Consider the following 21,124-nt stretch of genomic DNA (forward strand, 5'->3'; position numbering starts at 1 on the left):
GCTCAGGCCCCCTTGTGTTCGAATGTCACGTCACTACCCGACAGCGGACGTGAGGGCCGATGCACATCATCGTCCTCCTCGCCATGCAGAGCGTCGACTTCCAGACCGTCTTGCAATACGCGCATCAGGTAATACAGGCCTGCACTGAAGATCATCAAGTAAACCGTGATGTAGCCCAGCAGGGTAAACAGCGCCATACCACCCGTTAGTGAAGGCGTAACCCCCTCAGCGTGCGTCATCATTCCATACACCAACCATGGCGATCGGCCGGTTTCGGTGACGACCCACCCCGCTAGAACCGCAATAAAGGGAGTAACACTCATCAGCCGCAGCCCCTGCAAAAACCAGGGCGTCTGCCAGTAACGCTGCTTGTAGCGCAGCAGCAAACCAATAAAAGCAGTGCCAATCATCAGCAGACCCAAACCGACCATCACGCGGAAGCCCCAGAAAACCAGCGGCACCTCGGGTTGCTCGGCCACAGGTACGTCCTTGAGCCCTGGCACTACGCCATCAATGTCGTGGGTCAGGATCAGGCTCGCCAGCTTGGGAATGCCAATCTCGATGAGATTGCTTTGGCTTTCCTTGTCTGGCCAAGCAAACAGCAACAATGGCACGCCCGATGAGGTCTCCCAGTTGGCTTCCATCGCCGCAACCTTGGTCGGTTGATGCTCCAGGGTATTAAGACCATGAAAGTCACCGACCACCGCCTGCGTAGGTGCCAGGATCAGGATCAGCCACAGGCACATGGATAGCGCCTTGCGATTCACCTCTACCTCGCGGCCACGCAGCAGATACCAGGCACTCACCCCCGAGACCACAAAGGAACCCGTCAGGAACGAGGCAAGCACCATGTGCGCCAAACGATAGGGAAAGGATGGGTTAAAGATCGCCTCACTCCAGGAGGTCACGAAAAACACACCATCACGCAGCTCTACGCCAGCTGGCGTATGCATCCAGCTGTTGGCGGAAAGAATCCAGAAGGTTGAGATCATGGTGCCCAGCGCCACCATGCAGGCGGCAAATAAATGCAGGCCCTTGGGTACCCGGTTACGACCAAACAGCAATACGCCGAGAAAGGCGGCTTCCAGGAAGAAGGCAGTAATTACTTCATAACTGAGCATCGGCCCGAGAAAGTTGGCCGCAGCGTAGGAGTAGTTACTCCAATTGGTACCGAACTGGAAGGACATGACGATACCCGACACCACGCCCATGCCGAATACCACCGCAAACACCTGCACCCAGAACTTGGACAAGCGCTCCCAAACCGGGTTACCGGTCTTGAATGAAAGCATTTCCAAGAAGGCGATGAAGGTCGCGAGACCAATACTGAACACCGGAAAGATGGCGTGAAAGGACACGACGAACGCAAACTGCATGCGTGACAACAGGAGAGGATCCAATTCCATGCGTACTGCTCCTTCTGGGAATTATGACGCCGGTTATCCGTTTAACAGAGTGTGGCAAGCGACAGGGACTCTGGCTGTGACTCCGCAACAGACTGGAATGTTCCAGATTGCAGTTTGCTTGACATAGATCAATAAAGGAACGGACCAATTGCCGCAGGCAAGCGCCTGATGTGTATCAGACGCAATCAGGATCGGGAGCGATCACTTACCCAACAGAGCTGGCCAAAACGTATCTGACTCAAAGCATAGTCCATAACGAGACGGCGAGCGGTAATAACAGCGCGGTCGCCATCCCCATCAGGCTCATCGACAAGGCCGCGAAGGCGCCAGCCTCCTCACCTTCTTCCAAGGCACGCGAGGTACCTACCGCGTGAGCAGTCATCCCCATCGCCATACCCCAGGCGGCAGGATGATCAACGCCACAAATACGCAACAACCAAGGGCCGAAGATCGCACCCAGCACACCGGTAAACATCACAAAGACCGCTGCCAGGGCGGCAACGCCACCAATTTGCTCCGCAACCAACATGGCAATGGGCGAGGTTACAGACTTGGGTGCCAAGGTCATCATGATCATGGGCTCAGCGCCCAGCAACCAGGCCAGCAAAATCGCCATCAGAGTAGCAAAGGCACCGCCCACCAGCAGACACACCACCACGGGCCAGAAGAAACTGCGAATCCGGCGCAGGTTGAGGTACAACGGTATAGCCAGAGCGACAGTCGCAGGCCCCAGAAGCACCAGCAACGGTGAGACAGCGTCCCGATAATGTGCGTAATCCTCGCCCGCCAGCCAAATCAGCAGCACCAGCACCGGCGTGGAAACCAGCACCGGGTGGAATACTGCCAGCTTGGTCCTTTCATACAATGCCAGCCCGAACTGGTAGGCCGCCAGCGTCATGCCGACCCAGAACAGAGGATGACTGAGAATGGCCGCCCAGGCCTCTTGCAGGCTACCCATCACGAATCATCCCTGCCCTGCTGCCGCAGGATCATGCGTTGCATCAACCAACCACAAAACGGCAAGCTGATCGCCAGCGAAATGGCCAGGGTGAGCAGGATTGCGGTCGCGTCCGCCGCGATCTCGGCGCCATAGGCCATGATCCCGACGGCTGGCGGTACCAGAATCAGAGGCAGATATTTCAACAAGCCGCCGGCCGCCAGGCTAATAGACTCACTCACCTCTCCGCGCAGGCAAAGATAAGCCACCATCAGTACCATACCGATGATAGGCCCCGGCAAAATAGGCAACAGCAGGACATTGAGTCCTGTCCCCAGCAGCTGAAAAAAGATCAGCCAGGTCATTCCGCGTAACAGCATGGTCGGGTCCTTCAAGCCAAAGTGCTAGCAAGGTTAACCAGTCAAGCGCGGGGTGCCTAGCCCTGCCTTCGTAGTAATTGGTAAACGGTAGGATGCCCAACCAGAGCAGCAGCACCCAAAAGACAAAAATGGTCAGACCAATATTAAAGAACCCCGCACCAAATGATCAATGCGGGGTTCCTCAGGTTTTACCAAGGCACCAGCATAGCTGGTCTGGCGCCGAGGCAAGAGCCTATGCTGTATTTCGCTCAATAACCTCGCAGCAGGGCGAAACGGTTGGCGTGATAGCGAAAGTCACCAAACAGGGCTTGCACGCAACGCGCGCGCTTCATGAACAGGCCGATATCAAACTCATCGGTCATGCCCATGCCGCCGTGCATTTGCACCGCCTCGTTAGTCGCCAGCTCAGCCACTTCGGATGCCTTGGCCTTGGCCAGACTCACCAGCATGGACGCATCTTCATCGCCCTCATCCAGCGCCATCAGCGCTTTCAGTACAACCGATTTGATCAGCTCCAGCTCGCTGAACAAATGCGCGCAACGGTGCTGTAGCCCCTGGAAAGAGCTTAGCGTTACACCAAACTGCTTACGTTCCTGCAGGTAGGCCACAGTACGCTCAAAGGCTTCCAACGAGAGGCCCAGCAACTCGGCGGCCAACTGCCCATTGACCACATCCAGTGTCAACTCCAGCGCGTCGAAACCTTTACCAGCCTCGCCGAGCAGATCGCTCGCTGCTACCGCCACATCGGTAAAGGTAACCAGCGCCGCATTGCGACTGTCAGCCATGCTGACACGCTCGACTTTAACGCCGGCAGCCGTGCGATCGACCAGCAACAGGCTGATGCCGTCGCGCTCGCTATCGGCACCACTACTGCGCGCGGAGACGATCAGTTTGTCGGCAACATGGCCATCGATCACAAACTGCTTGCGACCATTGAGGACAAAACCATCGCCCTTGGACTCCAACCGGGTACTGACCTGCGAGGGGTTGTGCCGAGGCGTCTCATCCACAGCCAGCGAGAGTAACAACTCACCGGCAGCCACCTTGGGTAGCAGCGCGTGCTGTTGATCGTTGGAGCCCGCCAATAGCAGTGCAGCAACCCCGCCCACAGCAGTCGAAAGCAAGGGCGAAGCGCTGAGATTGCGACCCGCCTGCTCAGACACCTGACCCATACCGAGGTAGCCAAACTGCGAGCCGCCCAGCGCCTCGGGAATAAGCGTGCCGACAAAGCCCATCTCAACCATACCCTGCCACAACTCACGGGAGAAACCGGTTGCGTCCTCACTATCACGCAAGGCGCGCAACTGACTGACCGGCGCACTTTCATACATAAAGCGCTTGGCCGCATCCTTGAGCATCTGTTGTTCTTCGTTCAATACCAATGCTGACATGACGTAATCCTCTAACCGGTTACTGGAGCCCAAGAATGTTGCGGGAGATGACGTTAAGCTGAACCTCGCTCGTGCCACCCTCAATCGAGTTGCCCTTGGAGCGCAGCCAGTTACGCGCAATCGCACCCTCGCGGTGTGCCTCTCCTTCCCAGACGAGTCCGTCGCTACCATGCAGCGCCACCAGGAGCTCCTGCCGACGCTTGTTCAGCTCAGTGCCGTAGTACTTGAGCATGGCCGATGCGGCACCTACGCCCTGCCCCGCCTTGGCTTCATCAACCACTCGTTCGGCGGTCAACTCAAAGGCTTTGGCATCCAGATCCCAATGCGCGATTTCACCGCGCAGCATATCGTCCGCCAGCTTGCCGCCATCCAGGCCAATACACTCCACCGCAATCTGCGCCAGTGTCTTCTGTCCTGAGGCCGTGCGGCCCATCCCGCCGATCATCTCGCGCTCATGGGTCAGCAGGTATTTAGCGATCGTCCAACCTGCGTTGATCTCACCCACCACCTGACTCTTTTCAACTCGCACGTTGTCCAGGAAGGTCTCGCAGAAAGGAGAGCTACCGGAGATCAACTTGATGGGTTTGGTGCTGACGCCTGGTGTGGTCATATCAAACAGCACCAGGCTGATGCCCAGTTGCTTCTTGGCATCCGGGTTGGTACGCACCAGACAGAACATCCAATCAGCCTTATCAGCGTAGGAAGTCCAGACCTTCTGGCCATTAACAATAAAATGATCACCCTCATCAACCGCACGGCTCTGCAGGCCGGCAAGATCGGAGCCGGCGCCCGGCTCGCTGTAACCCTGACACCAACGAATCTCGCCGCGAACGATTGGCGGTAAATGCTGACGCTTAAGCTCCTCAGAGCCAAACTTGAGAATGGCCGGGCCAATCATCCACACCCCAAAGCTCGACAGCGCAGGACGCGCGCTGATCCGCGCCAGCTCCTCGCGCAGCACCTTGTGCTCTTCCTGCGAAAGACCGCCACCGCCATACTCGGTCGGCCAGTCTGGCGCGGTCCAGCCCTTGGCAGCCATGCGGTCCAACCAGAGCTTCTGGTCTTCACTGGCAAACGTGAAGTTGCGACCACCCCAGCACTGGTCACTTTCCTTGGTCATCGGCTTACGCATACTCAGTGGGCAGTTTTCATCCAGCCAGGCACGGGTTTGCTGGCGGAAGGCATCAAGATCGGCCACAGGTACTCTCCTTAATGTTGGATAGGAACAGAACACAGTAATCAACAAAGATACTCTTAGCAGCGCTCTGGGTGAGCCGCCTTTGGTCGGCGGAATGGGTAACCATTAGCTGCACTGATGACAGCGCTGAGGCAAAACCGTCAACCGACACTGCGCTGTTGACGGTATCGGCGCGGGGGCATGCCCTTCCATCGCTTGAACGCATGTATGAAGTTGGATAACTCACCATAGCCCAGTCGCTGGGCTATGGCTTCCAAGGGCATTCCTTCAACGGCCAGCAGTTCTTCGGCCAGCGCCTGCCGACTTTCATCCAGCAACTGACGGAAGCTGACTTGCTCTGCCGCCAGCCGTCGCCGCAAGGTGCGCTCGCCAATGTTCAGACGTGCAGCTAATTGCGGCATATCCAGCACCCGTCCGGGCCGGCTGAGCAGAAGCTCACGGACTTGCGCTGCCAAGCCGCCACGCGACCGGTAGCTCTGCAGCAGTTGTCGGCACTGCGCCTCACACAGCTGCGCCGTTGCCGCGTTAGCACCCGCTAATGGCAAGTCGAGCAGTCGCTGGTCGAGTTCAATCCGGTTATGCGGTCGAGCGAAACGCGGCTCACAACCCAGCGCCTCACAATAAAGCACTCGCTCTTGCGCTTCAGGTATCGGCAAACACAGCTCTACCGCAGCAAAGGGCGATTCCTGCCCGGTGAGCTCGCGCTGAATCAAGGCAATGGCGGCGCAATCACGCAATAGCACAAAGTCGTGTAACGCCTTTGGCAGCACTTGAGCATCAAGCTGCAGAAAAGCGCGATCAGCCTCGACATGCAACTCTATCCGGCTGAAGGCAAAAGTGAGGTCAAGATAGCGCAGCCCCAGATCCAGCGCCTCGCGAAGGCTGCCGCTGCTGAGCAAGGCGTATCCCCAAATTCCGTAGTGCGACAAACGATAACGCTGCCCGGCAGCGAGGCCCAACGCTGGCTGATCTGATAAACCCTCCAGCAGGTTCGCGATGAGCTGTAACTCCTGACTGGCATTTGCTTCCTGCTGAGGATTGGCCAACGCTAAAACACTCAACCCAGTGCCTTGCAGACACTGATCCAGCGATAGGCCATTATCGGTGCCGAACTGAGCCAAAAGTTGCACGCTGGTAATACGGCTATGCGCTGGCCAAGAAAGTGTTTGCATGATGGAAGCCTGTCCGAAATTCACAGTTTTATGACCGACTATGCCATAAACGCAACGCCATACAAGCGCTAAGATGGGCGGCAGCAACAGGAGAAAACAATGTATAAGAAAAATCACTCCAACACCGTACTCAGCGCCATCATTATTGGCAGCGGCTTCGGCGGCATTGGTATGGCGATACAGCTGGACCAGGCAGGCATCAGCGACTTTCTGATCATCGAAAAAGCCAACGACGTTGGCGGCACATGGCGCGATAACGACTACCCCGGCTCCGGCTGCGACGTGCCATCGCACCTCTACTCCTATTCGTTCGAGCCTCGCACCGACTGGCCCCACAAGTACGCACGCCAGCCGGATATTCACGCTTATATAAAACACTGCGTCAGCAAATACGGCCTGCGCTCAAGGCTGCGCCTGGGTTGCGAGATAAAAAGTGCCCGCTTCGATGAGGGCCAAGGGCTCTGGTGCCTGACCAGTATCGACGGCGAAGAACTGCGCTGCCGTGCCCTGATCACTGCTTGCGGCCAACTGAATCGGCCAGTGATGCCCGAGCTCGACGGGCTTGAATACTTTGCCGGGCCCGCTTTCCATTCCGCGCGCTGGCAGCATGACGTAGATCTAAGCGGCAAACGCGTAGCGGTCATCGGAACGGGGGCATCCGCGATTCAATTTGTGCCGCAAATAGTGCCACTGGTCGCCAGCATGTTACTGTTTCAGCGCAGCGCGCCCTATGTCCTGCCCAAAGACGATCGACAATATGACGATAAGAAGCGCGCTCGCCTCTCACGCTTTGCCTGGCTGCATCAGCTCGACCGCGTCTGGCAGTACTGCACCCACGAAGTCCGTGCTCTGGCGTTTGTCTACTTCCCGGCACTGGCGAAACGGGAGGAAAAATCGGCCCTCAAGCACATGCACAAACACATCAAAGACCCGCACAAACGGTCGGCACTTACGCCTGATTACCCCATGGGCTGCAAACGCGTACTCATCAGTAATAACTACTACCCCGCTATGGCGGATGACAAGGTGACGCTGGTAACCGATGCCATTGAGAGAGTCGTGGCGGATGGCGTGCAGACCCGCGATGGCCAAACTCACCAGGCCGACGTATTGATCTACGGGACCGGTTTTGCCGCCACCGAGTTTCTTTCACCGATGCAGATTACCGGCCTGCACGGACAGGATCTGAACCAAACCTGGCAAAGCGGCGCCGAGGCCTACAAAGGCATCTGTATCAGCGGCTTTCCCAACCTGTTCATGCTCTATGGCCCCAACACCAACCTCGGGCATAACTCGATCATCTATATGCTGGAAAGCCAATTCCGCTATATATCCCAGTGCCTGCAAACGCTAAAACGCCGTCGGCTGCGCTATCTCAACGTCAGAACTGAAGCACAGTCGAACTACAATCAGCGCATTCAGCACTCAGCCAAGCGCACCGTTTGGGCACAAGGTTGCAGCAGCTGGTACCTCACCGCCGAGGGCAAGCAAACGGTGAACTGGCCCGGTTTCACCTTTGCCTATCGCCACCTCACCCGCAAACCAAGGCTGAGCGACTATGACTGCGTACGTTGATCAGGAATTCACACCAGAAGCACAGCCGCGCTTGCGCGCCTCTCTGCGCGCCGTGCTACGTATTTTCTTTCGCGGTTTGATTCGCCCACCAGTGCCGCTTGCGCTACAGCGTCTGGTGCTATCGGCCTTGACCTGCGCCATGCCACTGGCGCGTGGCGTGAGCCGGCGCCGCGGTCTGATCGCCGAACGTCCGTGCGAATGGCATCGCCCGGCCGAAGGTAGCGATGGGCGCGTAATGCTGTATCTGCATGGCGGTGCCTTCATACTGGGATCACCCGCGACTCACCGAAGCCTGTGCTCAGCCATGGTCAGCCGCGGGAAATGGGATCTTTGCGCACTGGATTACCGGCTGGCACCGACCTATCCCAACCCCGCCGCGCGCGATGATTGCGTCGCTGCCTATCAGGCCTTGCTGACCCGAGGCTATCGCCCCGAGCAAATCACGATCGCCGGTGATTCCGCCGGCGGTAATCTGGTACTGGTCACCGCCCAGCGGCTGCAGCAACTGGGCCTGCCCATGCCCGAGTCATTGGTGTGCTTTTCACCGGTTACCGACTTTACCGGTGAGCAGATGCACAACCCCGCTGCCGGCGACCCACTGATCCACCCAGCCTGGATGGATCTCGCCCGTGATGCCTACTGCCAACCTGGACAAGACAGAGCCGACCCTGCCGTCTCCCCTTTGTACGGCAAGCTCAGAGGGCTACCAAGGCTATTGTTGCAAGTAGGCGAAGACGAACTGCTGTTAAATGACAGTCTGCGTTTGGCCGATGCGGCACGAGCCGAAGGCGTGCAAGTGCGACTGGAGCGCTACAAAGGACTCTGGCATGTATTTCAGGCGCATACCGGACTGCTAAAAGCATCCGACCAGGCTCTGGATCGCGTGGTGGATTTTGTGCGTATAGACGAAGCCAGTACAAACAAACCCATAGCGGCAGCCGCACCAATAAAGCGGGATTAACGCTCATTCCGACCCGGCGCTTTATAGCGCCAGCCGGTCTCCTTCACCAACTCTCGAAGGGGATTTCGTGGGTGTCGAGGTAGTGCTGGGCGTGCTCGCTTGGCGGACGGTAGTACTCACCTCCCGAGGTGCCGCCATAAGGGCCTTTGGGCTCGACGACTCCCTGAAAGCGCCCTATTTCTATTGGCTCAAGGCATGCGCCTGTCAACCATGCCTTGGCTATACCCCCTGGCGCCAAACCCAAAGTAACCGCGTAGCGATAACCCGTTATATTCTTGTCATCGAAGCGGCAATAGGCAGTATGCCCCGTGACCATCTCTTCTCGAACCCACTCAGGGATATCAACACGCACGTTATAGATTTGCGGCTCGACTAAAGACTGCCAACGCACAAAAATGTGCTGAGGCAAATCGATTCCTGTCATTGGCCGAGTTGCTCCAACTCCCGGGCGACTTGGCCAACCAACAGGATTTCCTTTATTTCCTGGCGGATTTTGAATAGATGATGTGCCTCCATGCACGCGCTCATAGGCAAAGCCGCGTTGATCCACTACATCCACGCTTTCCACCCAGACCTCCATGTAGTTTGGAGCCAAGAGCCCAATCTCCCAAGTTCGGTAAGGCAGCTCAGGGTCAGACGGACGCTGCGACGGAGTCGCACCAGCGCACGCGGTCAGTGCAATCAGCAGTGTGAGCGCAATCAGTGTTTTACCCATGGCAGACAGCCTCTTCATTGTTGATCCTCATAAATTGCTCGCTGGTTATCAGTGCGCGGCTTGTTCGGTAAAAAGCCCCACCGGGCATTCCAGTTAGCGGAAGCATGTATATAGCGGCCATGTAGATAGTGCCTTTCGCTGTCGCTCAAAACTGCATTTTGGCCAGCCATTGCCGCCGAAATGACTTTGGAAGCAATTGGCTGCAGATCATTGGGGATAGAGAAACGCCTATCGTGCTCGTTGAGAGTGTCGAACGGTACACCTCCATCAACGGCTTTGGTGTGCATTACGCGCAGCGAGACCCTCGATAGCTCGCCCCGCACCAGTCGATCCATACTTAACATCAGCAAGACATCCCCCTCGGAGCCTTGTCCTGTCGTTCTGTGGTTACTCGGCAGCAGTTTAAGTTCTTGCTTAATGAAGCGCCCATTACCCGGCAGACCTTTAGCTCGAAACGCTGCCTCCGCTGCTTCACGTTGCTGCCACGCAATTGAGGCTTGTAGGCGCGCCCTATCAAGACCGGTTAATGAGTAGTAACTCCCGCGCACCAATTTCGGCCTACCTAGCAATACCCTCTCCCGCATGACACTAGGGTACCCGCCACCTAAATTGGAGTGCACGCCAGGCAAAACCAGTTCTTCGTGATACTTCGTGTTAACCCGATTCAAGCTGAAGTTATGCCGACACTCATCAGCGGCGGTAAGGTGCACTACTTGCTTGGCGCAAGCGCGGGCAAGATACAAATTAACTCCGGGGTTTTTGGCGTCACCAACACTCATATGGCCGCGCGCAGGGTCGCCAATCGCAGCCACGGTATCGAATAAGCCAATAAAGTTGATGCTGGAGTGGGACGACCATTTAAAGTCAGCAACAAACGTTGGGAGCGAGCTACTAATATGGCGAGACATAACGCCGCCATCTGCCGACAACACCTCATTCGCGAAGTGCCTAGCCGCAGCTGCGCCACGACTAAAACCAAAAATATCGAATTGAACTTTTTCAATCAGAACATCAGGGTTGTGATCCAACAACTCTCGCAACTTCTTAATAAAAACCTCAGGACTTTGTTTCACTCTTGCTAAAACACCCGTTTCACCTTGCCCAAAGGCATATCCAGCAAGGGAATCATCCCCGCCGCTCAAGGTTCCAATTCCGTCGATGTAAACTTTAATACTTGCCTCTTGAGCATCAGGATTTATCTGCATATCCGCCTGATCCATATACAAGTCATACAGCAAAGCGACATTGCTCGCTTCGTTGCCAAAGCTGTTATCTGGCCTAGACTCAAAACGCCCATCTTCGGTGAAGTCTGAATAGCCTTCCGCCTCACAAAACTTACGGATAGCTTCCAAGGTCGGTTGGCCAAACTGATTCAGATCCTCCTGCCTACACTGCGCCGTAAACGCAGCATTATTCATATTGTTAAGGGTGCCATCGAAAAACATACCCACCCGCAGCGTGATGCGCTGTTGCAGCGGCAGCTCTTGCTCGTCTTCTTCCTCTTCGTCCTCGACCGAGAAAGGAACGCCGTCATCAAAAGTGCTTTGCCGCAGCGCCTGCGTAGGCTCGGCAGAGCCCGGCACAAAGTAACGGCCACTATTGGAATCGCCACCAGAGTCACCCTGTACAGCGCCACCAATAATCACAGTTCCTGAACCGCCGATAACCACATCACCATGACTACCGGTGCTACCCAGCACAGCGGCAGGTCGACCGTTTATTAACACATTAGGGATGACCTGCCCGACTAAGGCGCTGCCACAGGCGGTGCTGTCACCCAGGCGTGCCGCAGGCTGGCCATCGAATAGCACATCGGCTGAGCCGGTAGCGATGTTATTACTGCCGTGCCCGCTCTGCGGACACTGTGTGGGATCGCCCAAACGGGCGGCGGGTTTGCCTGACATGCCAAGCTCCTTTGGCTGTTATCACTCCTGTGAACCTTGGATGCTATGAACACAAAAACTCAAAGGCAACGGTGCAGCAGGCGGGATGTGACCCAGTGCAATTTCGGCAGGAGAATTAGCAGGACTTGGAACGATAGACAAAGCGCAGAAACGCAAAAGGCCCATCCGAAGATGAGCCTTTTGCATTAAAACTATGGTGCCGGCACCAAGAGTCGAACTCGGGACCTACTGATTACAAGTCAACCCTATAAAGCTTATGCATCAGTAGCTTAAATAAACAATTTGTACGCGTTACACCCTCTGCACACCGCGTATTGAGCGCATCCTAAAACGCAATGTACGCGGATTATCACCTGCACCGCCCTCCTCCTTTGGCCGTCCTGGCCGTGTTACTTCATCCCTCAGTTTGTTGATACCAACCGCGCCCAATTCTGCAGCGCAGTGAGCCGCGAGCGGCACTCATCGGCCCGCGACGTCACTCTGACAAGGCTTGCCGCAATTGCTGGGTGTATGTCTGCTCTGGCTCCGGCTCCATTGTCCACGCCGGTGGCAGCGCCACTGCTGGGCACTCCACCGGCACCGGCTGCAGGGTTGGTGATACGGACTGACAACCGCTGCTCAGCAGCAGCAAGCTCAACAGCAAGCTGGTTATTGTCTTGTTGTACATCGGTCATCTCCGCGTAGTGTTTGTTATCCAGCTCGCTGAGCTGCTGCTGCAGCTCATTAGCGCGCTGTTGTTGGCGTTGCAACTGGCCGGCAGCAGCGCGGGTAATCTCGCCTAGGGCATGAGCGTGAAGGCTATCAGCGGTCGCAAGTGCTGCTGCCCCCTTGGCCGCTTGCCATTGCCAACCGGCAGCGAAGCCGCCACCAATCAGCGCAGCGACAAGGACGAGTACTCCGAGGATTTGCCCAACCAACTTGTATTTAGTCAGCACTCAGCACCTCCAGCGCATGCGCGTAAAGCGCTGGCCACGTCTCCGGATGCGGCTTGCCCGGCCGCCAGATCCCGCTGTAGCAATCCCACGCCTGTTGCATCTCACCAATCGCGGGCAACGGGTGCGGATCCGTCCAAAGCATCAACCTGGCTGCTCCTGCTGCCAGCACGTCGTCATGCTCCAGCCTGGCGTAGATCGCGAAAGGGTCGAACGCAACTCCGCGCGCATCACACAGCCGCCGGAGATGGACGCGGCTGGCGTGATGCAGGAAAACACCCCATACACCGCCGCGGCTGGATTGCGTGCCTTGCTCAAATTGCCAAAAACCACGCGCTGGCCCACGGATCTGGCGGCGATAGGTAAAGCGAGACTCCTGCAGCCCGATGGCCAGCAACATGACTTCTGCCTCGGGGCTACTCATTTTCGCAGGCAGCAGCGTAAACGCCGGAGCGATAGCCTCGGCGCGGACAATGGTTAAGGACATTGTTTTCTCCAGAAGTGAAAAAGCCCGGATGAGCGGGCTGCGATAAATGGCTTGTCACAAAGCACGTTTCTGCTAGTGTCGAGGATCAACACTCAAAGATCAGGGAAGCCCATGGACAATGGAATTTACGAAGTCAATTTCCGCGCCTCTACACAAGATTTTGGTAGCGGCCTTATCGTCATCAAAGATGGGTCTGTAAACGGAGGTGATGCCCACTTTCTTTATCGCGGAACTCTCACCGGAACAGATGCGGGTGTAACTGCGAGTATTTCTGTAGAGCAATGGAAAGCAGGTAATCGCTCAGTGGTGGGCATTACCAACTACAAGGTGGAATTTAAGGGAACCATTGCGAACGGCCAGCTGAAGCTGAGCGGCAACGTGACGGATCATCCTCAGTTAGCGCTGACAGTAACTGGACGAAAGGTTGCCGAGGCGGCATAAGCCAACCCAAGTAATAAGCGGGGACGATTGACCGTAGGGCTGTCATTCTTTCCCGCTTCCACTTACTACTCACACCTCTACGTCATACTGCGGCAAGTTCGGCGCTTGGCCGGTTATTTTGCCGTCCACGACAAACGCCTTTTGCCCCACCCCTACACTGGTGCCTTGCACCATAACGGCCACGCCATTGCGCAGAGTGAGGGTTGTTGTACCGGCGCTGGTGTTAATGCCTGCGACGGTACCAACGGTGCGTTCACCGCCGGGCAGCAGGCCGATGAAGCGCTTCCAGGGGTTTACCGTTGCCATCAGGCGCCCTCTCTGTGATGCCGCTCTAATCGCAGCGTTTGCTTAACCCGGCTTGCACCAACGCCTTCAGCGGTGATCTCTGTGCTCAGGCACAGGCCGCGCCAGGTTTCGTCAACGTCGCGCACTTCGCACAGCTGCGCAGGCGTCACCAAGCCAGGTGCGGTGGCTTCCAGGAAGAGCGGCAAGTCTAGGGTGACCACCTCCTGATCGCCCCCTTTGCACAGCTCGGCAGTACCCCTGCTGCGCGCCGGATCTGTGCCGGTCATCCAGTCTGTGAATACGTCCGGCGCTGGGTTATCCCCGGCGGTACCGGCGCGGCGCACATCGACCGAAACACCGTAATTGGTGCCGCTCACATAGCAGCTATTCCACTCCGGCAGCGGCTGCCATTCGCTGCCCCAATCGCTGACGATGGCCGCCGGGATAATGCGATCCATGATTGCGCTGGACCACTGCCAGACCGGAGCGCGATAGCGCGGCAGAATGGTTAGAACGTCATCAGCCAGTGCAGGGCTGACCACACCACCCGCCGTCTCTGCCAAGGCCGCAATCACCTGCATTGGCGTTTGGGCCTGATAGCTAAAAGCACCCGCCGGCATCGTCCAGTCCGGTGGGCCAAGCTGCCAGGTATCCCACTCAAGCGTAAAGCCGGTATTGATCAGCTCATTGCTGGCGGCCAGCTCTGCATTGATCGCAGCCGTGTTCACTTGGCTACGCGCCGGTGCGTAAGGGGCGGCCAGCAGCTGCGTGCGGCTTGCGCCGGTGAGGGTGTAGCGCTCATCTGCCAACTTGCCGGTGCCGCTGTAGCGCTCGATCAGAAACACCCACACGTGACCATTGATGGTCACTTCCACTTGCTTAGGGCCTGCAGCGTCTGGCCGCACCTGGTTGAGCGATGTGCGCCCAAACAGCTGGGCCGATAGTGTCCAGGCGAATGAATCAATATCGCGGCCAATACGGATACCAGTCATATCCAGCGGCACGCGGTCAGGCAGCACAACAACGCTCACGCTGTTTGCAATCATGTAGGTCTCCAGAATGTCGGGCTCTGCAGGGGGCGGCACGATAACCGTGATAGGGCCTTGATAGTCGGGGTATTCAATGCCGGTCGGTACCGGATCGAGCGCTCGCGCTCTACCCCACAACAGATGCAAGAACCGATTGACGCTACGCGCCTTGTTGATGCTGATTGTCGTGCCGCTGTCTACCGGCTGAATCACTCGCGCTGCCGGCTCATAGCGAAAATCAAAAAACACATTTGGCGCGGTGCTGGGTGCATAACGCTGACCGCCAAAGCTAAACGCCAGCAGGCCAGTGCCAGGCACATACAAGCTGCGTTCACGCTCCAGCGCGGCATCGTAGCGAGGACCATGTTCATCACTGCGTTGATAGCGCGGAGACGTATCAGCGTCTTTGCGCGCCGGCTTCGGGTTGTACGTCAGCATGATGCGCAGGTCGGTGCGCTCAATGCTCATATCCCACGCACCGCGCAGCCCTGCATCTTTCACCGGCACAGCCCCATAGGGACTAGCCGCGCTGTGGTCACGGTTGTCACTCTCGCTCCAAGCAAGCTGCTTGTTGTCATCCTTGGCATCGAGCGCAGACCAGCCCAAAGCTGCCTCACGGCTCACCTGCTCGGCTGACTCCCAGCCACTTGCAACTGCCGCTTGAGCAGCGCGCATACCAGACCAGGGCGAGTGAATTACGCGCGCACTGGTACGCCGCGCGCGGCTCCAGCCGGCACGGATATCAGTTGTTAGCATCAGGTCATCTCGACAGTTATCGGGCCATGCGCCAAGGGGCGGTAATAGCGCACCGCCTGCAGGCGCGCAGTACCACACAAGCGGGGCGAGTTATCACCTTCAACGGGCCACCAAACTGGCTCAACCTCCGGTAATGCGCCCGACTCAGTGACGGTATAGACCCAACCTCTAAAGCGTGTGGGGCGAACCCTATCCCCCACAGACACATCCAGGCGCGGAACAAAAACAGAGCCAAAATCATCGAGCCCAAGCGCAAAGTGCGTACCCGTTGTAGTCACCTGCAGATCCAGTGTTGCTAGAGCGTCCTTGTCAGAGTCACCGTAACCAGCAACGCGCCACTGGCCATCATCCATCAGCTCAACGATAACCACCTTGCGAACGGACGGCACCGCATCCACCGATGCCGCCACATCCACCAACGCAGGCACGGTGGAGACTTGGTTTCCACCGTCCGACTCTATGACGTTAAAAAGAAAGGAGTCCGCGCCCTGCTGAATCGTTGGCCAGCGGGTGATACCCATCCGAGGCTCTGAATACTCATAGGCTTGAGCAATGACCGTCTGGTATATCTTCGCCCTATCAAACCACTGAGTCTTGGGGCCATACTTTGTGAACAAAGCAAGCATGGTCAGGGTTTCATCAGAGGTCATTGTCACCAGGTAGTCAGTTGACGGCTCCCCTTCCCTATTGACCTGAATACTTACAGGCACCCTTGGCAGTTTGGGCCAAGGCACTTGCGCATACCTGGCCGGCGTATCCCTCCTGAGCAATCTTGCCGTGAGCTTGGCACGAAACTCACGCCCTAGTTCCGCCACTGGAGCAAAATAGATGTTCATTGCCAGTACTTCTCATCAAGACTGACGGTCCAGTGCCCGAAAGAGTTAGGAAATATGTAGAACTCCTCCCCCGCCAAAGACACTGGATTTCTAAGCTCTGAGTAGCTGCCCGACTTGCCCAGCCTTACCATAAGAGCCGCCGTAGCGTAGTGCGATGTGTACCCCATATAAAACAATCCGGGTATCCAACCCACCGCGCCAGTCCCTGAAAGCCATGCTTGAACTTGAGTTAGCACAATGTCACTGAGAACGGGATCAGCAGGATTGATTCTATAGCTGTTATTGGTCGCTCCAGGCAGGGGGCTAGCAACCAGAGACGCTAGCGACCCGGTCTCTGCGATGCCCGTGTAGGGGTTCCTTAAATACGTGTAGCACCCATATATATTGAAGGAGTATCTGGCCGAGCTAATCTGGCTTTCCGGGTACTCTCCAGCGCCCCCAATGAATGCAGAATTCTGAGGGCCTGAGACTGGCGCTGTTGGCTCTCTTAGCTTCAAATTACCGAAAAAAGTTGACCCCCCATAGTTACTGGTAGCGGTCATATTGCTGCCGTATCCCGAGTCGTTTGCCTTGGTATAAAAAGAAAAAATGACCTGTGAACCTCGGGCAGCTATTGCCCAATAAGCCGGATAAGTATTTGAGTTCCCAAAGTGGAACCAGTGACGATCAGAGTCAGTTGAGTAGTCCGGGGAATGGTTCATTGAACGAACATTAGTACCCACAGGAGGGTAAGTCACTGGCTCAGATATAGACTCAGCCATCCATATCTGAGCTTGGTAGTAGTCATAAGCCTTGCTGGTATCGACCGGCATCATAAAGATATAGAACACACCGTCAGGGGCCTTCAGAATAAAACCTGTAGGCAAGTCAGCATGAAAAATTGTCCAGCCTTGACCCGGCTTTGCGTCAGAACCATTACCGTATCCAGTTACTAAACAAGGTACCAAAATATCAAAAGCAGATTGGACTGGCCCCCTAGCAAAAACACCGGGACCGCCTGGATCTTGTGAGGTGTACAACGTTGCATTAGCCATTAGTCTGCGTCTCCCCGGATCTGCAATTTGAATTGATCATCATCAACCGTGCCCTGCCCACTAAGCACAGTGCGCACTACCCACATTGGCCCCAGGCAGGCGTCAGTGTTAAATCGCACCGCATTACCCGCCGCCCAACCCGTACCCCAGCCCTGCCAACTGATGACGAAGTAAGGCGAGCCCGTCGCCGGATTGATTGGCGCACAGTCTGTGGCGGTGTTGCCTGATGCGATTACGCCCAGGCTTTGCTCAACCACGTTGAACGCCGTGCCGCTGGTGAATACCACTGCCCACTTACCAGAGATCGAGCCCTGATTAGTGATCACGACAGGCCAGTTCAGCAGGTTGAATTGCGCCGTTGTGCTGTCACCACTTGGCGTATCCGCCCAATTGGGCGAGCCTTGGTTCCAGCTGCGCTGCGTAAACCAGCGATACACCCGCGCCTGCAGATCGCCCCAGGTCACCGCACTGCTTACCCTGGCTTCGCCGGCGGGAAGATCCCAAGGCACTGGCGAGCCAATACCAATAGCGCCGGTAATCTGCACCTCAGTGCAGACCGTCATGTGCTCTACGCGATCCTGAATAAAGAGCGGGCTGGTCAACGGGTTACCGTCCGCATCCTCAACCAGCAACGGATTACCCCAAGTGAGCGATCCTTGCTCGCGGTCAACGCTGTATTGGTCCGGCGCCATTAACACGCCGTTGGCATCGACCACCTCAATCGCGGCCTGATAGGCACGGTCCAGCAGTACGGTCTGTCCCGCCACGGGCGTCACCTCCAGCTCTGCCGTGTGATGAACCACCAACACATCACCATCACGAAAAACCGGCACGCGCCCATCGGCCGGCAGGCGCACCGGGTCCAGCCCCAGCAGCTCGGCCGACATCGGTAAGCTGGTTTGCACCACCGCGTTGTACTTGAGCAGGCTGGCGATCACCGGCACATCACTGCTGTCGGTATCATCATCAGGGTCAGTGGTGAAACTCAGCCGCACAATGCCGGTTTGGCTATCGACGGTACCGCGCACAATGCCCTCATTGATGTCGCCATTGAGATCCGCCGTGGCGGTCACAATCGCGGCCGTGTCAGCCCGCACCGCTGTCACCTGCAGGCTTGCAGGACGCAGTGGCGCACCCGGCGTGCGAAAGGTTGCACGAGTGGTGCTGAAGCCTGCGCGGGCAGTCAGACAGGCAACACGGTCGATATTGCCGCTTTGCCCCGCTGGGTAACTGGTGAGCGTGGCAACACCGCTGGCGTAATCCACGGTGCCCACGGCAGTACCGGCGTTGGTTGTGGTACTCAGCCCGCGAAACAGAATGCCCGACCGATCCACGTAGGTCTCACCGCCCCATTGCAGCAGCAAGCTACCTGGCACAATCGGATCACCCACCGCCGGCAGCAGATCCCACTGCAGACCGGGCGCCGCCACACTGTCGCTCTCAGCCGCGTAAGTGGCACCCGCCTCTTGCGCGCGCACCATCAGCGTGCCGCCAAAGATCTCTTGCCGTGGCTGAGTGATCGCGGCCATGTAGGGCCTTGGCGCTGGCCGGGTGAAAGTGCCTTTCTTGTAGGCGGTATAAAACTCGGTGTAGCCGTATTCCTGCTCGACCTTGAGGCTAAACACGCCGGTGCTGTAATTGATGCTGCCGGTGAAGCCAGCCCAATTGCCCGCGCCATCATCGTTGGCCTCATAGTCCACCTGCGTGGTGCCCACATAAGTGCCTTCACCCGCAGGCACCTTTTGATCTTGGCTGGATTGCCAGCGGATCTGCACCGAGCCCGGCTCAAGCGGCGCGCCCGGTATAGTGCCGGTGATAATGCCGCCCGTGTCCGGGCTGCCAGTCAGGGGCGTGTCTATATCCACCCCGCCCTGGTTAAAGTCAAACTCGATGGCGCTGCCTTGGTCTGGCGTGCTGTTCAGCACCAGGGTGACGCGGCCAGAAGCATAGGCAATGGTGCCGGTACCCGCATCGCCGCTGAGCGTGCCATCACCGTTATCGGTCAGGGTCTGGCTGACGCCGCCCTGCATTACCGTTGCCACCAGGCTGCCGGCATTAACACCATCAAAGGGCAGCTGATGATCTATGCGGATAATGGGTACATCACCGCTACCAACGTGGGTTTGCAGGTTCACATCGTCTTGACCTACAAAGCTGTAAATCAAACTGGTGTCTACGTCCGGCAGCGCGTTGAGGCTGATGCTGACGGCGCCCGTGGCAAAGTCCACCGTGCCGCTGCCCTCGCCAGACAACTCACCGTTGCCCAGATCCTGCAGCTCATACCATTTGCCCAGCGCCATAAAGCTGACCGACAAGGTGCCGGGGCGCGGCTTGGCGTCTGCCAGGTTAAGGGTATAGGCGAAGCCGCGGCTGGCCAGGGTGATCTCAACTTCACCCGTGATTGACTGGCCAGTGACCGCCGCCGCAGGCTGATACGTCAGGCTTGCGGTGCCGGTAAAAGTGCTGGCCCGATAGGCGTTGATCTCGCCGGTTTCGTAATCAATGGTGATGCGGGTAAAGCTGTTGGTGCCGCTGCGCCAGGTCAGCTCGCCCTGCCCTTCGTCCGCGTATATGCCTCCATTGATGCTAAGCGACAGGCTACCCAAGGCGGCACCGTGGGTGATAAAGCTGCGGCTTTGGCCAGCCACTACCTGAGCAAAGCTCAGCGTGATGGTGCGGCTATCAGGGCTGGCCGGCACAATGAAGCGCTTACGCGGGCCGCCGATCTGGTTGACCAGGGCGCTCTCTTTTACCGCGCTAGGCACTAGCTGCGAATACACCGACGCCACGTTGAGCGACAAGTCCCCGGCTGTGATTGCTTGAGCCAAAGGGCTGATGCCGTAGTAGCGGGCAGAGTCCGCCACCTGTGTTGCAAGCACCCGCGCCTTGTCATCACCCGACAGGTTTTTACTGGTGGTACCTGCAGGCACCGCTTGCCCACCAGGGAACTTGACCAGCAAAGGTGCGCTGATGGTGATAGCCAACCGGCGGCGCGTGAAGTTTACAAAGTTGCCGTTGCCGTAGTCATAGATGAACTCCTCCAGAGTGGCCTCCAGCGCCTGCACCCGCACGTACTGACTACTGGCATTAGTTACCAGCTGGAACACGTCGCCCACTTCTGGCACGCGCGCTTCCTGACGCTGAATACCTGTGATCGCCCGCTGGCCTGCAAACTGATCGCCCAGCAGCTCAAACTGCGCCACGGTGGAGGGCACCACGTAACCCTCGATAACCGAGCGCGCATCATCACGCTCATCAGTTTGGCTGTTGCTGTTGAATAGCAGCACAGCCACGCGTGGATCAGCGGGTGCCTTGGTGACAATGGAGTGCGCGCCCAAGTACGGATCGGCATTCTCGGTCAGCACGCCAGCAAATACTTTGCGCAGCGCGATACGACCAAGGGTTCGGTCAAGCCGGCTGATATCCGGTAACAGGTTGTTAATCTCACCATCCACCACAGCCTCGCCCGTGGCGCGACCGCCGCCATCGTCCTCATCGGTCAGGCGCTGCGATTTTAAGAGTTTTACGTCATCGACGTTAATGGTCATGCTTTTCTCCGGGATCGAGTAGGGAGCGGGATTACTCCCGCCGCCCTCTCACACCACCGTACGTGCGGTTCCGCATACGGCGGTTCATGACTGACACTGAAGGCGCCGCTGGGTATCCAGCAGCGAGATCAATCCCAA

Annotated in this window: 18 protein-coding genes; 3 read left to right on the plus strand and 15 right to left on the minus strand. The window is 57.3% G+C overall.

The genetic code is table 11. The annotated features are described in order from the left end of the window. Nucleotides 1–2: 2 nt before the first annotated feature. The 6 genes from EF096_RS13770 to EF096_RS13795 all read right to left on the minus strand — a co-directional run bounded on the left by EF096_RS13770 (nt 3) and on the right by EF096_RS13795 (nt 6,484). Nucleotides 3–1,406: a cytochrome ubiquinol oxidase subunit I gene (locus EF096_RS13770; protein WP_123890344.1), complete on the minus strand. Its 1,404-nt coding sequence runs from the start codon at nt 1,404–1,406 to the stop codon at nt 3–5. A 238-nt stretch (nt 1,407–1,644) separates the two neighbouring features. Next, nucleotides 1,645–2,364 carry an LrgB family protein gene (locus EF096_RS13775; RefSeq protein ID WP_123890346.1) on the minus strand — a complete coding sequence of 240 codons (720 nt, stop codon included), beginning with the start codon at nt 2,362–2,364 and terminating at the stop codon, nt 1,645–1,647. Continuing rightward, nucleotides 2,364–2,723, minus strand: coding sequence for a CidA/LrgA family protein (locus tag EF096_RS13780; RefSeq protein ID WP_123890348.1), 360 nt, complete (start codon nt 2,721–2,723; stop codon nt 2,364–2,366). The genes EF096_RS13775 and EF096_RS13780 overlap by 1 nt, the downstream gene beginning before the upstream one ends. A 248-nt stretch (nt 2,724–2,971) precedes the next feature. Beyond that, nucleotides 2,972–4,114, minus strand: coding sequence for an acyl-CoA dehydrogenase family protein (locus tag EF096_RS13785; RefSeq protein ID WP_123890350.1), 1,143 nt, complete (start codon nt 4,112–4,114; stop codon nt 2,972–2,974). A 19-nt stretch (nt 4,115–4,133) separates the two neighbouring features. After that, nucleotides 4,134–5,312, minus strand: a complete 1,179-nt coding sequence (locus EF096_RS13790; protein WP_123890352.1) for an acyl-CoA dehydrogenase family protein — start codon at nt 5,310–5,312, stop codon at nt 4,134–4,136. Between the two features lie 140 nt (nt 5,313–5,452). After that, the gene (locus EF096_RS13795) at nt 5,453–6,484 is read right to left on the minus strand and encodes an AraC family transcriptional regulator (RefSeq protein WP_123890354.1); all 1,032 of its coding nucleotides are present in this window, start codon (nt 6,482–6,484) and stop codon (nt 5,453–5,455) included. 99 nt (nt 6,485–6,583) lie between these two features. Here EF096_RS13795 and EF096_RS13800 point away from each other — a divergent pair, with 99 nt between their 5' ends. Next, nucleotides 6,584–8,059, plus strand: coding sequence for a flavin-containing monooxygenase (locus tag EF096_RS13800; protein WP_123890355.1), 1,476 nt, complete (start codon nt 6,584–6,586; stop codon nt 8,057–8,059). Then, entirely contained in the window at nt 8,043–9,020 is a 978-nt protein-coding gene (locus tag EF096_RS13805) for an alpha/beta hydrolase (protein ID WP_123890357.1), read from the plus strand. The genes EF096_RS13800 and EF096_RS13805 overlap by 17 nt, the downstream gene beginning before the upstream one ends. 43 nt (nt 9,021–9,063) lie before the next feature. On the opposite strand, the gene EF096_RS13810 is transcribed toward EF096_RS13805, so the two are convergent. The 4 genes from EF096_RS13810 to EF096_RS13825 form a co-directional block, all read right to left on the minus strand. Then, nucleotides 9,064–9,753, minus strand: a complete 690-nt coding sequence (locus EF096_RS13810) for a DUF2931 family protein (protein ID WP_235869743.1) — start codon at nt 9,751–9,753, stop codon at nt 9,064–9,066. Then, nucleotides 9,750–11,639 carry a PAAR domain-containing protein gene (locus EF096_RS13815; protein WP_123890359.1) on the minus strand — a complete coding sequence of 630 codons (1,890 nt, stop codon included), beginning with the start codon at nt 11,637–11,639 and terminating at the stop codon, nt 9,750–9,752. Before EF096_RS13815 ends, EF096_RS13810 begins: the two co-directional genes overlap by 4 nt. Before the next feature lie 401 nt (nt 11,640–12,040). Continuing rightward, nucleotides 12,041–12,574, minus strand: coding sequence for a lysis system i-spanin subunit Rz (locus tag EF096_RS13820; protein ID WP_123890361.1), 534 nt, complete (start codon nt 12,572–12,574; stop codon nt 12,041–12,043). Then, entirely contained in the window at nt 12,564–13,058 is a 495-nt protein-coding gene (locus EF096_RS13825; protein ID WP_123890363.1) for a hypothetical protein, read from the minus strand. The genes EF096_RS13820 and EF096_RS13825 overlap by 11 nt, the downstream gene beginning before the upstream one ends. Nucleotides 13,059–13,169: 111 nt before the next feature. On the opposite strand from EF096_RS13825, the gene EF096_RS13830 reads away from it, so the two are divergent. Continuing rightward, entirely contained in the window at nt 13,170–13,499 is a 330-nt protein-coding gene (locus EF096_RS13830; protein ID WP_123890365.1) for a GrlR family regulatory protein, read from the plus strand. Between the two features lie 69 nt (nt 13,500–13,568). Here the strand turns inward: EF096_RS13830 and EF096_RS13835 are convergent, their stop codons facing one another. The 5 genes from EF096_RS13835 to EF096_RS13855 form a co-directional block, all read right to left on the minus strand. Continuing rightward, entirely contained in the window at nt 13,569–13,805 is a 237-nt protein-coding gene (locus tag EF096_RS13835) for a hypothetical protein (RefSeq protein WP_123890367.1), read from the minus strand. Beyond that, a complete protein-coding gene (locus EF096_RS13840) occupies nt 13,805–15,568 on the minus strand; it encodes a hypothetical protein (protein WP_177412348.1) in 1,764 nt (587 codons plus the stop codon). Before EF096_RS13840 ends, EF096_RS13835 begins: the two co-directional genes overlap by 1 nt. Then, the gene (locus tag EF096_RS13845) at nt 15,568–16,224 is read right to left on the minus strand and encodes a hypothetical protein (protein WP_123890369.1); all 657 of its coding nucleotides are present in this window, start codon (nt 16,222–16,224) and stop codon (nt 15,568–15,570) included. The genes EF096_RS13840 and EF096_RS13845 overlap by 1 nt, the downstream gene beginning before the upstream one ends. A gap of 176 nt (nt 16,225–16,400) precedes the next feature. Further along, nucleotides 16,401–17,438: a hypothetical protein gene (locus EF096_RS13850; RefSeq protein WP_123890370.1), complete on the minus strand. Its 1,038-nt coding sequence runs from the start codon at nt 17,436–17,438 to the stop codon at nt 16,401–16,403. Further along, on the minus strand, nt 17,438–20,986 hold the full coding sequence (locus EF096_RS13855) for a hypothetical protein (RefSeq protein ID WP_123890372.1): 3,549 nt from the start codon (nt 20,984–20,986) through the stop codon (nt 17,438–17,440). The genes EF096_RS13850 and EF096_RS13855 overlap by 1 nt, the downstream gene beginning before the upstream one ends. Nucleotides 20,987–21,124: the final 138 nt, after the last annotated feature.

This window comes from Pseudomonas neustonica (genome assembly GCF_003797945.1).
Lineage (GTDB): Bacteria > Pseudomonadota > Gammaproteobacteria > Pseudomonadales > Pseudomonadaceae > Halopseudomonas > Halopseudomonas neustonica.